Raw genomic sequence first — 13,137 nt, 5'->3', positions numbered from 1 at the left:
CATGACAATAACACCTTTAGAATTGTTAGCAATGCTGCCGTTAATCCTTTCTGGATTAACCGCAGTGATTGTGATGCTGTCAATTGCGTGGCGGCGAGATCATTTAACCAGCGCCGCAATCACGGTTGTTGGTTTTCTCCTGACATTTGTTTCACTGATTTGGGTTAACGGTTATATCGTTCCTACAGATACTGGTGGGGAAGCATTACTGCCAAGAGCTGTGACTTCATTGCTGTTAGTTGATGGTTTTGCACTGTTCTACTCAGGACTGGTTCTGATCGCAGGTATGGGTACCGCTATTTTTGCTTATCATTGGTTAGAAGGCTTTAATGATAACAAAGAAGAGTTTTACCTCTTATTGAGCATTGCGGTGACGGGTGGCGTTCTGCTGGGGATGTCGAACCATATGGCTTCGATGTTCATCGGTATTGAATTGATCTCTATTCCACTATTTGGTCTGGTTGCTTATACCTTTGAACGTAGCCGTACTTTAGAGGCGGGTATCAAGTATATGGTGTTATCCGCAGCAGCATCTTCATTCCTGCTGTTTGGTATTGCCTTACTGTACGCAGAATCAGGTAGCTTAAGCTTCAGCGTAGTCGGTCAAAGCTTAGCGAATAGCAGCATTCACGCGCCGCTGATTTTAGTCGGTTTAGGCATGATGATTGTGGGCTTCGGCTTTAAATTATCGTTATTCCCATTCCAATTATGGACGCCTGACGTTTATCAAGGTGCGCCTGCGCCAGTTGCCGCTTTCTTAGCAACCGGCAGTAAAATCGCTATCTTTGCGGTGTTGGTTCGCATCTTCTTAGAAGCGCCGATTACGCATGTTGATGGCATCGCGCAAACAGATACGTTATTAGCCGTTGTTGGTGTGATTGCGATTGCGTCAATTTTGTTTGGTAACTTACTGGCATTGACTCAGAAGAGTGCGAAGCGTCTGCTTGGTTACTCATCTATTGCCCACATGGGTTACTTACTGGTCACGTTAGTGGCAATGCGTGTTGATGCTCAATTGGCACAAGTCACCATTGCTATCTACCTGGTGAGCTATTTGTTAGCAAGCTTGGGGGCATTTGGTGTGGTTAGCGTGATTTCGAGCCCATACCGTGGTGATGACCAAGATGACTTCAGTGCATTCCGCGGCTTATTCTGGCACAAGCCTGTATTGGCGATCGTGATGACGGTGATGATGTTATCTCTAGCGGGTATTCCAATTACGCTTGGGTTCATCGGTAAGTTCTATGCCATCCTTTCGGCCGTTTATGCACAATTGTGGTGGCTAACAGGGGCTGTGGTGGTAGGTAGTGCACTTGGATTATTCTACTACTTACGCTTTATGGCGAGCTTATATAGCCGTGATGCAGAACATGCTGACCGTTATACTGGCCCAGAAAAAATGACGTTAGGAACAGTGTTTGCAGCCCTGTGTGCGATAGCGGTCATCGTGTTTGGTCTGTGGCCACAACCGATTATTGATATTGCAACATCAACATTGCCAGCACTGAGCTGAGTTTTGGTAAATAACTTGTTTGCAGTAAGCAATTTGGTTTTAGTCAATAATTAGGTTTCTGTAAACAAGTCAGTTCCGATAAAAGGCCCCGCTACGGTTAAGTAACGGGGCTTTTTTTAATCTGGCAATTGTCGTTGATATTGATACTCAATATCGTTCAAATAGGTCATTAGCATTTGGCTAACGGTTTTAATTTGACCGAAATTCAAACACTCCTCAGAGACTTTCTCACTCATAAAACCACACCAAGATTCCCAATAAGATTTTAAAGCACTAGATTGAGTGATAATGGTCTGTTTGTGGGTTTCTATTTGATTGATATCATTGGCATAGCTCATGAGCTGCGAGAGTCGAAATATATTATTATCTATCGCATTTATTTCTTCACGCGCCTCAATAATTTGGTCACTGATATAGATTCTTACACCAACAAGTTGACTAAATTCGAGCCCATTATCCACCATCGTTAATAAGTTACGAATATAACTAATAGCCGCTTTCAGAATGTCTTTTTTATTGGGTTGAATATCAATAGAATCGATAAGTTCTTTTCCTTGAAAATATCGGTCAAAGAAATCTGTGATTTTATGTTTTAATATAATATCTTCCGCAGCTAGGATCACAGAGAGATTATTATTTAATTCGTTAATCTTTGATTGCTTACTATTTTTAGAGTTGACGAGAAACTCTTTTTGATTGCTATATTGTGAAAGCTTTAATTTGTTAGGTTCATTTAAATGAAAAACCAATAATGATTCTAATGTATAGCGTGTTTTTGAAATAAGTTTTTCAAGTTCGAATTTGACATCCATTAAATCTTCTACAAAGCTTGTAATCGCAATTTTTCGGCGGATATCTGAGAGGTCATCATCATTGTTTTCAGATGAAAGTAATGCATGGTCATCATTTCCAATGACATAATTTAATTTAATTTTTAGAATGGGAACGGAATTTCTAATCAGTTCATTGAGCCTTTCAATCTTAATTGCGATCTTTTGAATTCGGCCATAGATTATATAATCATAATTAAGAATATTTTTATTAAAAGAGCTAATGCTATTTGAAATACACCTTAGTTGGTAGATGTCAATAGAGGGTAACATAGGTAAATCGAGGTTATCATACATATTAACGCCTTTTATTGTGATTTTTTTTCATTGATTTGTAGCTCATCAAATAGCTTAATCAAATGAACTGAATAATCTTGAATAGAATTCCAAGATGTGATGATACGTTTGAATTGCGTGATAAACCGGATCAGTTTTTCTGCATTATTTATCCTTGCAAATATATCAATAGATTGTTTAACCTCGGTGAGGATCACAAGCCACATATAATCTAAGTGGTCAATAGCGAGACGTGCATCTCTAAATAAGCTTTCAATTTTTTGCAAATTAATTTGAATATCAAAGATAGTTTTTTGTAGTAGCTCTTCTTGATGAAATTTATGATTTATCTCTTCGATTTCTTTAATTAATTGATTTTTCCTATTACGGATATTTTCTGCTTTTACACCAAAAATACTGCCTGTAATCACTAAGCCAATAATACCCCCCGCAAGCCCTGTAAAGCAAAGCTTAACAAAATGGCTATATTCCTGCTCTAATTGGTATAGTTCGTTTTTCTTAAAGGCGATAAGTTCTTTATAGAATGACCCATTATTGCTAGGATCCTCGTTAGTCTCTAATTGTTGATATAGTCCTTTTGTTGTGAAGAGTAATGAATCTACATGGGTATAGTCTGAAAGATATCCACCAGTAATATGAGCACGAAAATCTGAGACTGTATTTTTAATTTGAATGGTTTTAATCGATTGCTGTTTTATATCTCCTTTTATTAAATACAAAATACTTAAAAGTTCAGTGGCAATTTGTTGGTCATCGTTTTGATAGGTAATCTGATTTAAATCACTTTCAGATAAATCTTCTAAGCTGTCTGAGATTTTTTGAATAATCGGCATGTGATTAATATATTCAAGAATTTGATCGCCAGTTTGTATGATGTTACGACTGGTTAAAGACAAGTCGATGGATTGCTCTTTTACTTTGAGTTCAACATTATCCCAGGTGTTGGCGTGTTTACGTATATTCATAATCGCCTCAGTTAACTCACTAGTAGGCAGTAATGAATCATTGTCATCATTAATACCAAACCATTTTAAAATATCAATTTCTTTAATGGGAAGGGTTAAAGCAAACTGGACGTGTCGGTGAATATCAATTAAATCTTCAAGGGTAAATATACCTGTAGATCTTGCGGATAAGGAATCTTGATTGGTTAATAATGCCAATGTTGCATCGCCAATGTTTTCCTTTTTAATAATTCTGTCATAGTTAAACTGAGTATTCATTCTGGATTTCCAATTAATTAGATAAAGATTGAATGATAAAATTAGAGAACTAATTATCTTATTGCTTAGATGGTTAATTTATCTATTTACGTTTCGTTTTTAATAGGTATAAGACTCTAATGATGATGAAGTTTTAGTGACTGTGAAATTCTTATCGTTATAAGTTTTTAATAGTAATAAACAAGAGGCTTATCACGTTCAAATTTATAAATCATAACCTACTAGAAACGCAGGGCTTATGTTGATATTAAAAAATGAAAATCAGCGCTAAAAAATAACTCATTGGTTGTATTTTTAAATATTTATTTATTACATTGATGGCCGTTTTCAAAATTAGATATAGAGTCATTATTAAGCTTATAAAATGAAAATTATAGTTTTTAAATGACAAAGAATTAATCTTAATTATGGCTCAATATTTAGAATTAATTAAAGAATAAAAGTAGTTTATAAGCTGAATTATTAATATTTTATATTTAATTTATACCATAATAGTCGGTTTATACAAAAAAGAAGCGTGTAAGGCCTTATTTAACAGTTTGATATGACATGATTTTGAAAACGTGTACACGTCGTCAGCTTATCATTTTTGATTCCTCTCTGACGGTTTTTTAAACATCTTGTGCTATTAATAATGAATGTATTAATAAATTACATTGCGATATATAATAATTATAAGTAAATCGATGTCGTTGTGATGGTGCAGTGGGAATCTAAAGTGACAAAAACAAAAATTGATAAATTATTAGCTGAAATTCTGACCCATTTGTCTACATTAGTACTCAATCCTAACGAATATACCCGCTTAGCGTGGAAGATGGACGCAAAAGAGGCGTTTCCGGGGTTAGCGTGGTTATCGTCCCAAGATAGCTACCCTCAGTTCTATTGGTATCATCGTACGGGGTCAGAGGAATGCAGTGCTTTAGGCACAGTAAAATCATTTAATGCGATCACGGATGCTGAGCAATTTATCGCCCAGCATACTGAAATTCCCGATATGCGATTATGGGGGCTCAATGGTTGGAATGGTGTGGGTGAAGGTATTAGCGAAACCCTTAAGCGAGAATCCGCACACTATTTTCTGCCTCGATTAGAAATCTTCCGCTTGCGTTCAACGGTGACTGTTGCTCTAAACATTGATGGTGCACAGGATATCCAAGCCGCCATTGCATTTATACAGCAGCTAAATTCGGCATCGCATGGCGTATCCCCATTATCCACTCAAATCATTGGGCAACAGCATATTCCTGATCATGATGAGTGGTGTGCGTTACTCACTGGGGCAATTCAAGACATGCGTGCAGGCAAAATGGAAAAGGTGGTGATGGCACGGGAAACCAAGTTGTCACTATCCCAGCCCATAACTGTGGCGGAGTTTCTATCCGCAAGCCAAAAAGTGAATCACCATTGCTACCATTTTATGATGGCGTTTAGTGCCCATGCCGGTTTTATGTCATCGACGCCAGAGCGTCTTTACTTGCGCCAAGGCACTCAACTTAACTCTGAGGCATTAGCTGGCACGGTAGCGAACCATATTGATGATGGGATTGCGGCTGAAAATGCTAAATGGTTAATGGAAGACAATAAAAACCAGCATGAAAATTTAGTGGTAGTTGATGATATTTGTCAGCAATTACAAGGTGCAGTAACAGGTATTGATGTTTCATCCGCGAAGGTGATCCGCCTGAGAAAAATTCAACACTTATATCGCTCCATTGCCGCGACGCTATTAGCGCCTTCAGACAGTGATTGTTTGCAGCGTTTACAACCGACGGCTGCAGTATGTGGTTTACCCCGTCGTGTTGCCCGTGAATTTCTTGCCAAGCACGAGCCATTTTCCCGTGGTTGGTATGCAGGAACAGGTGGTTTTATCAGTTTAAATCGCAGTGAATTTGCGGTTTCGCTGCGTTGCGCTCAAATTGATGGCGCTCAAATCTCTCTCTATTCAGGGGCAGGGATTGTGAGTGGTTCAGACCCAGAGCAAGAGTGGGAAGAAATTGAAAACAAAGCGGCTGGGTTAAAATCTTTACTGAAAGCACAATGAAAAAACAGCCTAAAAACCCTATAGCTAAAATGGTTATTTCTTTTTATTTTCAATTAGTTCATGAAAAATTGTTTTGAGATCAAGAAATTTTTCTCAATCCTATTACACTCAGCATCATGAATAATTTACCGAGCACATTATGTCGAATTCAGCATTTAATCTCCGTTGGGCTGAGGTAATTATTGAGACGCTAGCCCGTCACGGAATGAAAAATATCTGTATTGCTCCCGGCTCCCGCTCCACGCCGTTAACGTTAGCCGCCGTGAATAACACAAAACTTCATTGCCATACGCACTTTGATGAGCGCGGATTAGGTCATCTTGCTCTTGGGCTTGCAAAAGCGAGTGGCGAACCTGTTGGCGTGATTGTCACCTCGGGTACGGCGGTAGCTAATCTTTATCCCTCATTGATAGAAGCCGGATTAACCGGGGAAAAAGTCATTTTCCTCACAGCAGACAGGCCGCCAGAATTAATTGACTGTGGTGCCAATCAGGCTATCCGCCAAACCCATATTTTTGCTAGCCATCCGTTCGAAAGTTTAATGCTGCCAAGACCGACACGCGATATTTCAGCGAAATGGTTGGTTTCTGCGCTAGATAACGGGATGAATCAGCTGCGCCATGGGGCATTTCATGTGAACTGTCCTTTTGCTGAACCGCTATATGGTGAAACCGAAGGGGAAGCCGATTGGCAAGCCAGTTTAGGTGATTGGTGGCAATCGTCTCACCCGTGGTTAAGCGAACCTCCGACTCATACTGTCGCATTAGTGGCTGATTGGTATTTCTGGCGACAGAAAAAAGGGGTAGTGATCGCTGGTCGTATGAGCAGTAGCGATGGCGAGCTTGTTGCAAAATGGGCGGCAGAACTTGGCTGGCCAGTTATCGGTGATGTACTTTCTCAGACAGGGCAACCTTATCCATGCGCTGATTTATGGTTACAGCACCCGAATGCTAAAGTCTGGTTAGATGAAGCAGAATTAGTGGTTCAGTTTGGATCAAGCTTAACGGGAAAACGCGCATTACAGTGGCAAAGTCAATGCCATCCTCAAGAGTATTGGATAATTGATACTATCCCAGGGCGCTTAGATCCTGCCAACCATCAAGGTCGTAAGCTAACTTGCAGCATAAAAGGGTGGATAGAGCAACATCCTGCTCAACCGCGCGGTGCATGGTGTGAAGGCTTAACAGATTTGACAAACAGCACGTTGCAACATGTTCAAGCCCAGCTGCAAGGTAGGTTCTCTGAAGCGGCAGTGGCACATCAATTACCAGAGCTTCTCCCGCCTCGTGGACAACTTTTCGTGGGGAATAGCTTAATTGTGCGTTTAATTGATGCACTCGCACAATTGCCAGCGGGTTACCCCGTATTCAGTAACCGTGGTGCCAGCGGTATTGATGGGTTGATCTCGACGATGGCTGGAGTACAGAGAGCAACGGCGAAGCCGACACTGGGTATCGTCGGGGATATCTCTGCCCTGTATGACTTAAACAGTTTGGCATTATTGCGTGAACCTTCTGCTCCTAGTGTATTGATTATTGTGAACAATAATGGGGGACAAATTTTCTCGATGCTACCTACCTCCCCAGAAGCTCGCCAAAACTATTATTGTATGCCTCAAAATGTGAGCTTTGCGGGTGCGGCGATGATGTTTGGTTTGCAGTATTGTTCCCCGACAGACTGGTCGAGCTTAAAAGAGACGGTGCAAGAATTTTGGCTTAATCCACATAATCAAAACAATCAACACGGGACACTGCTGATTGAGTTAGTGGTTGATGGGGATGAAGGTGCTCGAACACTGAAACAATTGCTGCAAGACGTGGAAAGTTTACCGTGCTAGCTGCGCACTATTATTCGAGTCAGGAACAACCTGCCAACGGCGAAAAAACACCGTGGTTAGTTTTCCTTCATGGTTTATTAGGTCGTCACGATGATTGGTCATCGATTGTTGAGGCTTGCCCCAATTATCCGCGTTTAGTGGTCGATTTACCGGGGCATGGTGACTCACACAATATCAGTTGCCAAGGTTTTGCGGATTTTGACAGGCAACTGACGGAGTTGTTAGCGCATTATTCTGTTTTGCAATATGTGTTGATTGGCTATTCGCTCGGCGCGCGCTTGGCGATGCACTTTGCCTGCTTTGGCTCCCATCAAGGGTTAAAAGGATTGGTGATAGAAGGCGGTAACGTCGGTTTACAGGATGAGAAGGAACGTATTGCGCGTGCCGATAATGACCATCGCTGGGCTGAACGTTTTCGATATCAACCTATCGAACAGGTTTTGAGTGATTGGTACCAACAACCAGTCTTTGCTGACCTTACGCTTACTCAGCGTGAAAAATTGGTGGCATTACGTGGTCAAAATAACCCATTGGCCGTTGCCGATATGCTGGAAAATACGTCGTTATCCAAACAACCGTTTTTAGTTGAGTCATTAAAGCAATTATCGGCCCCTTACTGCTATTTTTGCGGTGAGAAAGACCAAAAATTTCGAGGCGTTTCGCAACAATATGCATTGCCGTTTACGCTAATTAAGAATGCAGGGCATAATGCGCATCGGGAAAATCCCCAACATTATGCTGCTGCACTTCACTATTTTTTATCACACTGTGGTTAAAGGAACTTGATAATGATTTATCCAAGCGAAGAAAAACTGTACGCACCGATTGAGTGGCAAGATTGCTCAGCAGGTTTTGACGATATTCGATATCACAAATCCCCAGAAGGGATTGCTAAAATTACCATTAACCGCCCTGAAGTGCGCAATGCATTCCGTCCTCAAACCGTGAAAGAGATGATCCAAGCATTGTCAGACGCACGTTATGACGACCATATCGGGACTATCATCCTAACGGGTGAAGGTGAAAAAGCCTTCTGTGCAGGTGGTGACCAGAAAATCCGCGGTGACTACGGCGGGTATCGCGATGAAAGCGGTACGCACCATCTGAACGTATTGGATTTCCAACGCCAAATTCGTACCTGTCCAAAACCAGTCGTTGCAATGGTTGCCGGTTTCTCCATCGGTGGCGGTCATGTTTTACATATGATGTGTGACTTAACCATCGCAGCCGATAACGCGATTTTCGGTCAAACAGGTCCTAAAGTCGGCTCGTTTGATGGTGGCTGGGGCGCATCTTATATGGCACGCATCGTCGGTCAAAAGAAAGCCCGCGAAATTTGGTTCCTGTGCCGCCAATACAATGCGCAAGAAGCGTTAGAAATGGGTCTGGTAAACACCGTTGTACCTTATGCTGACTTAGAAAAAGAAACTGTGCGTTGGTGCCGTGAAATGTTGGAAAACAGCCCAATGGCATTACGTTGCTTAAAAGCAGCACTGAACGCGGACTGTGATGGTCAAGCGGGTCTGCAAGAGTTAGCGGGTAACGCAACGATGCTGTTCTATATGACAGATGAAGGTCAAGAAGGGCGTAACGCATTCAACGAAAAACGTGCGCCAGATTTCTCTAAATATAAGCGTAATCCATAATGAGAAAAGCCAAACTTTACTCGTTCAGCCTGCCGATGGAGGCAGGCGTTATCCTTCGCTATCAACGATTGAAAACCCGTGATGGGCTTTTAGTCTGTTTACAAGATGGGGATAGCGAAGGCTGGGGGGAAATTTCACCTCTGCCGGAATTTAGCCGTGAAACCTTGGAAGAAGCAACCGCGGACACCATCACATGGCTAAATGAATGGGTGAATGAAGGCACAATGACGCCAAGCCATTTACCTTCAGTTGCCTTTGGCTGTAGCTGTGCATTAGCAGAGCTGACCGGTGAGCTTCCACAACAAGCGGATTATCGTAAAGCACCATTATGTAGCGGTGACCCCGATGACTTGATCCTAAGCCTTGATGCCATGGACGGGGAAAAAGTCGCCAAAGTGAAAGTGGGGCTTTATGAAGCTGTGCGTGATGGCATGGTGGCAAACTTATTATTGGAAGCGGTACCTGAGCTAAAACTGCGTTTAGATGCTAATCGTAGCTGGACTCGAGCAAAAGCCGATGGTTTTGCTAAATATGTGAACCCAGATTACCGTGCACGAATTGCGTTCCTTGAAGAGCCATGCAAAACCCGTGAGGAATCTTTGCAATTTTCTGCGGAGACTGGCATCGCTATCGCATGGGATGAAAGTGTGCGTGAAGAAGGCTTCAAAGTTGAAGCGCAACCGGGTGTGACGGCGATTATCATTAAACCGACCTTAACGGGCAGTTTGAGCTATTGCCGTAGTTTGGTGGAACAAGCTCATCAGTTAGGGATGCAGGTAGTGATCAGCTCATCCATCGAAAGTAGCTTTGGTTTAACCCAATTGGCGCGGGTCGCACATTGGTTAACACCGAACACTATTCCAGGTTTAGATACGGTTTCACTGATCCAATCTCAGTTAGTGAGACCTTGGCCACAATGCCAAATTCCTGTTCAACAGTTAGATGAGCTGACAGTTGTATGGCAGAGTTAGCATCATCGTCTAGCCGCTTTACCGACTGGCCTTGGCAGCATTGGGCCAGTCTTCAACCGAACAACATTGCACTTTTTACGGATACTGACGCGGTAACGTGGGCGGCGTTAAATCAGCAAATTGCTGATTTAGTCACTTACTTCACGATGCAAGGGGTGAAAGAAGGGCAATGTGTCGCTTTGCGCGGTAAAAATTCCGTCGAGCTGCTATTTAGTCAATTAGCATTGCTAGCTTGTGGGGCGAAAGTTTTGCCTCTCAATCCTCGTCTTCCAGAACGCTTACTGAATGAATTACTACCGCATCTTGATATTAGCGCAGTGATTGATTTTACTGATGAGCAGAACGCGTTAGCGGATTATCGCCATTTGGACCACCAGCTTTATTATCATTTTATTGAGAATGATAGCTTCCCCTCAGTAAGCTTTCAAAAAGCCGCTGAGCAACCTGCAACGTTAATTTTAACCTCAGGTTCTACGGGGTTACCTAAAGCCGCAGTACACAGTGTTTCTGCTCATTTGAACAGTGCGGCTGGCGTGCTAGATGCCATGAATTATCAGCAAGATGATTGCTGGCTACTTTCATTGCCATTATTTCACGTTTCAGGGCAAGGGATTGTATGGCGTTGGTTACTGAGCGGTGCAAAACTCGCCATTCGTTCAACACCATTGCAAGAAGCATTACAAGGTGTCACCCATGTATCATTAGTGCCGACTCAGCTATGGCGGTTACTGAATGACGAGATGCCATTAAATATTTCGTTAAAAGAAGTCTTGTTGGGTGGAGCCATGATCCCAACCCGTTTAACGGATCTAGCCGAGCAGCGCGGAATTGTATGCTGGAGCGGTTATGGGATGACAGAAATGGCGTCAACCGTGTGTGCTAAACGTACAGATGGTAAGAAAGGCGTGGGGCTTCCGTTGACGGGTAAACAAGTTCGGCTGGTGGATAATGAAATTCAAATTCAGTCGGATAGCCAATCCTTAGGGTATTGGTTTGATGGTCAATTACATCCTTTAAATTTAGTGAATGGATGGTTTAAAACCAATGATAAAGGCGCATTTATTGATGGTGAATATCAGATTTTAGGCCGTCTGGATAATCTGTTTATCAGTGGTGGAGAGTGTGTGCAGCCGGAAGATATTGAAGCGGTGATCAATGCTCACCCTGATGTGCACCAAAGCTTTATTGTTCCTGTTGATGATGTGCAATTTGGGCAGCGTCCGGTGGCAGTGATCGAAGCTAATGAATCAATCGACTTGAACATGTTGGCGGATTGGCTAAAAGATAAATTAGCCCCATATCAATTCCCAATGGCGTTTTATCGTTTAGATCCGAAATTGAAAGCTGGGGGGATTAAAGTTTCTCGCCAGCAGGTGAAGCAGTGGGTGCAAGTTCAAATAGATAGTAAAAAATGAAATTATTATGTATTTGAATAACGATATAATGAGAGGAAAGGGAAGGTTGCCTTCCCTGCCTCGCTATACTATGAAATCATGATTTTTGAACCCAAACCAAAGACCTTTAAAACCGGCAGCAAAATAAATGTCTTGCTCTTTTTCTATAACAGCAACGCGATGTAGGTGATTAATAAATTTATCTTTATTCTTATATAAATGTCTTATTTCAGAATAAGTAATAGGCTCATATTTGTTGAATGAATCATCAGCATCTTGAAAGTGTTTTTTGTATGTTTTTTGATGGATATCTTCATCACTGATAAAGTCATTGTAATAATTATCCCATGTAAAAAGGATGTGATAATTCTCTTTTACTAAAAAATCCAAGCCGATTTTACTCGTATTTCTGAAGAAATGAATCATGGTTATAAATATCAAACGATTTATTTCAGTTGAATGATTAAATAATTCTTCATTCGATAAGCTTAATAGTTTTAAACGAAAATCATCAATGTTTTTGCAGTCATAAATATCTTTTTCTTTCATGAAATCGAAAATTTTTGTTAGATCATTATGGCTGAACTTCTCTTCACCACACAATGGAAGAAGATTTTTTAATATTAGGCTGGTGAGTTTTTCATCTTTTTTTGATGACGGGAGCACTTTTTCATTAATATAATTAAAAATATCAACTTTATTACGATGCTGATTAATAAAGTCTCGCCAATCGAGGTTCATTTTATTGCTAGGTAATTTGAAATTAGATAGAAAATAATCCTGAACTTCTTTGTCATAAACTAATTTAGTGTTATCTGGATTTTCTAAGCAAACAGTGATAGGTTCCAAACTTTTTTCGCTAAGAGTTATAGGGCTAAATGGTTGTAGCATTGAATTAATATCATTTTTTTTCTGATTTAAACTATTGCTATTAGTAAAGGCGAATGAATTTTTTAAATTTAATCTTATATTGATATAGTCAATGTTAAATATGGGTTTTTCAAACTTTGATTGCTGGAGAAGTTTAGTGGTTGTCATTCGAGGCCCAGCAAATCCGTACTTAACAATTCCATTTTTTTGTGAGGGGTTTTCATTGCTATCACTAAAGAAATTTTCTTTAATGTATTGGCGATATTCGAGATATTTGAAATCTTCTGTTTTATTCTTAACCGATACTAATGATGAGCTAAGCGATGTATCTTCAATGCTATCTTTTAAAGAAAGCACTGGAGTTATTGCTTTATTTTCTGTGTTGGTAATCATTTTTATTCCAAATAGCTGATGGATTTGTATATAAAAATGAATTTTAATGGTGCTCAAAAAAGATGCTTTTATATTTCGATATGAAAATTGCATTTGAAAGGGAATAAAGGGTGGAAGGT

At 40.8% G+C, this 13,137-nt stretch carries 10 protein-coding genes; 7 read left to right on the top strand and 3 right to left on the bottom strand.

Annotation, left to right across the window (positions count from 1 at the left end; genetic code table 11):
- The first annotated feature begins 1 nt into the window (after position 1).
- Positions 2-1,513, top strand: coding sequence for an NADH-quinone oxidoreductase subunit NuoN (nuoN, locus tag LDO73_RS11185; protein ID WP_224057945.1), 1,512 nt, complete (start codon positions 2-4; stop codon positions 1,511-1,513).
- Between the two features lie 116 nt (positions 1,514-1,629).
- Here the strand turns inward: nuoN and LDO73_RS11180 are convergent, their stop codons facing one another.
- Both LDO73_RS11180 and LDO73_RS11175 read right to left on the bottom strand, forming a co-directional pair.
- Positions 1,630-2,640: an alpha-xenorhabdolysin family binary toxin subunit B gene (locus tag LDO73_RS11180; RefSeq protein ID WP_224057944.1), complete on the bottom strand. Its 1,011-nt coding sequence runs from the start codon at positions 2,638-2,640 to the stop codon at positions 1,630-1,632.
- Positions 2,641-2,651: 11 nt separating this feature from the next.
- A complete protein-coding gene (locus tag LDO73_RS11175) occupies positions 2,652-3,863 on the bottom strand; it encodes an alpha-xenorhabdolysin family binary toxin subunit A (RefSeq protein WP_224057943.1) in 1,212 nt (403 codons plus the stop codon).
- Positions 3,864-4,581: 718 nt separating this feature from the next.
- Between LDO73_RS11175 and LDO73_RS11170 the strand changes: the two genes are divergently transcribed.
- From LDO73_RS11170 to menE, 6 genes are all read left to right on the top strand, one after another.
- Positions 4,582-5,907: an isochorismate synthase gene (locus LDO73_RS11170; RefSeq protein ID WP_224057942.1), complete on the top strand. Its 1,326-nt coding sequence runs from the start codon at positions 4,582-4,584 to the stop codon at positions 5,905-5,907.
- A 139-nt stretch (positions 5,908-6,046) separates the two neighbouring features.
- Positions 6,047-7,744 carry a 2-succinyl-5-enolpyruvyl-6-hydroxy-3-cyclohexene-1-carboxylic-acid synthase gene (menD, locus tag LDO73_RS11165; protein ID WP_224057941.1) on the top strand — a complete coding sequence of 566 codons (1,698 nt, stop codon included), beginning with the start codon at positions 6,047-6,049 and terminating at the stop codon, positions 7,742-7,744.
- On the top strand, positions 7,738-8,520 hold the full coding sequence (menH, locus tag LDO73_RS11160; protein ID WP_224057940.1) for a 2-succinyl-6-hydroxy-2,4-cyclohexadiene-1-carboxylate synthase: 783 nt from the start codon (positions 7,738-7,740) through the stop codon (positions 8,518-8,520). Before menD ends, menH begins: the two co-directional genes overlap by 7 nt.
- Positions 8,521-8,532: 12 nt before the next feature.
- Positions 8,533-9,390, top strand: a complete 858-nt coding sequence (gene menB, locus LDO73_RS11155; protein WP_224057939.1) for a 1,4-dihydroxy-2-naphthoyl-CoA synthase — start codon at positions 8,533-8,535, stop codon at positions 9,388-9,390.
- Positions 9,390-10,361 (top strand): o-succinylbenzoate synthase, encoded by a 972-nt coding sequence (gene menC, locus LDO73_RS11150; RefSeq protein ID WP_224057938.1) that lies wholly within the window; start codon positions 9,390-9,392, stop codon positions 10,359-10,361. The genes menB and menC overlap by 1 nt, the downstream gene beginning before the upstream one ends.
- A complete protein-coding gene (gene menE, locus LDO73_RS11145) occupies positions 10,349-11,776 on the top strand; it encodes an o-succinylbenzoate--CoA ligase (RefSeq protein ID WP_224057937.1) in 1,428 nt (475 codons plus the stop codon). The genes menC and menE overlap by 13 nt, the downstream gene beginning before the upstream one ends.
- A gap of 63 nt (positions 11,777-11,839) precedes the next feature.
- Here menE and LDO73_RS11140 read toward each other — a convergent pair whose 3' ends face one another.
- Positions 11,840-13,018: a hypothetical protein gene (locus tag LDO73_RS11140; protein ID WP_224057936.1), complete on the bottom strand. Its 1,179-nt coding sequence runs from the start codon at positions 13,016-13,018 to the stop codon at positions 11,840-11,842.
- Positions 13,019-13,137 lie beyond the last annotated feature (119 nt).

It is taken from the genome of Providencia alcalifaciens, from assembly GCF_915403165.1.
Taxonomy (GTDB): Bacteria; Pseudomonadota; Gammaproteobacteria; order Enterobacterales; family Enterobacteriaceae; genus Providencia; species Providencia alcalifaciens_C.
This window is presented reverse-complemented; position numbering and strand designations above follow the sequence as displayed.

What these genes read in the sequence shown, in the direction of transcription:
- menE (WP_224057937.1), top strand. Translation starts at nt 10,349, where the DNA reads ATGGCAGAGTTAGCATCATCGTCTAGCCGCTTTACCGACTGGCCTTGG.
- LDO73_RS11180 (WP_224057944.1), bottom strand. Translation starts at nt 2,640, where the DNA reads ATGTATGATAACCTCGATTTACCTATGTTACCCTCTATTGACATCTAC.
- nuoN (WP_224057945.1), top strand. Translation starts at nt 2, where the DNA reads ATGACAATAACACCTTTAGAATTGTTAGCAATGCTGCCGTTAATCCTT.
- menB (WP_224057939.1), top strand. Translation starts at nt 8,533, where the DNA reads ATGATTTATCCAAGCGAAGAAAAACTGTACGCACCGATTGAGTGGCAA.
- LDO73_RS11175 (WP_224057943.1), bottom strand. Translation starts at nt 3,863, where the DNA reads ATGAATACTCAGTTTAACTATGACAGAATTATTAAAAAGGAAAACATT.
- menC (WP_224057938.1), top strand. Translation starts at nt 9,390, where the DNA reads ATGAGAAAAGCCAAACTTTACTCGTTCAGCCTGCCGATGGAGGCAGGC.
- menD (WP_224057941.1), top strand. Translation starts at nt 6,047, where the DNA reads ATGTCGAATTCAGCATTTAATCTCCGTTGGGCTGAGGTAATTATTGAG.
- LDO73_RS11140 (WP_224057936.1), bottom strand. Translation starts at nt 13,018, where the DNA reads ATGATTACCAACACAGAAAATAAAGCAATAACTCCAGTGCTTTCTTTA.